This is a genomic window from Pseudomonas sp. SIMBA_068, from assembly GCF_046534705.1.
GTDB lineage: Bacteria > Pseudomonadota > Gammaproteobacteria > Pseudomonadales > Pseudomonadaceae > Aquipseudomonas > Aquipseudomonas putida.
This window is the reverse complement of record NZ_JAWRYI010000403.1, coordinates 1-277: the sequence shown is the minus strand read 5'-3', so window position 1 is coordinate 277 and position 277 is coordinate 1. Positions and strand designations below refer to the sequence as shown.

At 57.0% G+C, this 277-nt stretch carries 1 protein-coding gene; it reads right to left on the bottom strand.

Features of this window, described 5'->3' with window-relative positions:
- Positions 1 to 277, bottom strand: a 277-nt coding sequence (locus SB756_RS29715; protein WP_410913153.1) for a 3-hydroxyacyl-CoA dehydrogenase NAD-binding domain-containing protein, incomplete at both ends; no start/stop codon positions are given.

Here is a 277-nt window from a genome sequence, read left to right as displayed (position 1 = left end):
CCTGTCTTTGACGATCACGGGGGTCTTTCCCAGCTTCCTGGCATAGGCCACCACGGTTGCCAGCGTGGCATCCGAGGTATTTTCACTGCGAATAATTTCCACCAGCGGCATGCGCTGCGCCGGATTAAAGAAATGCAGGCCGCAAAATTGCGTCGGTCGTGTCAGTCCGCGCGCCAGTTCACCAACCCCAAATGTTGAGGTATTGGTGACCAACACGGTGTCCCGGGCAAGGTTTTGCTCTGCCGTGGCCAGCACGAGGGCTTTTACCGCTTTATCC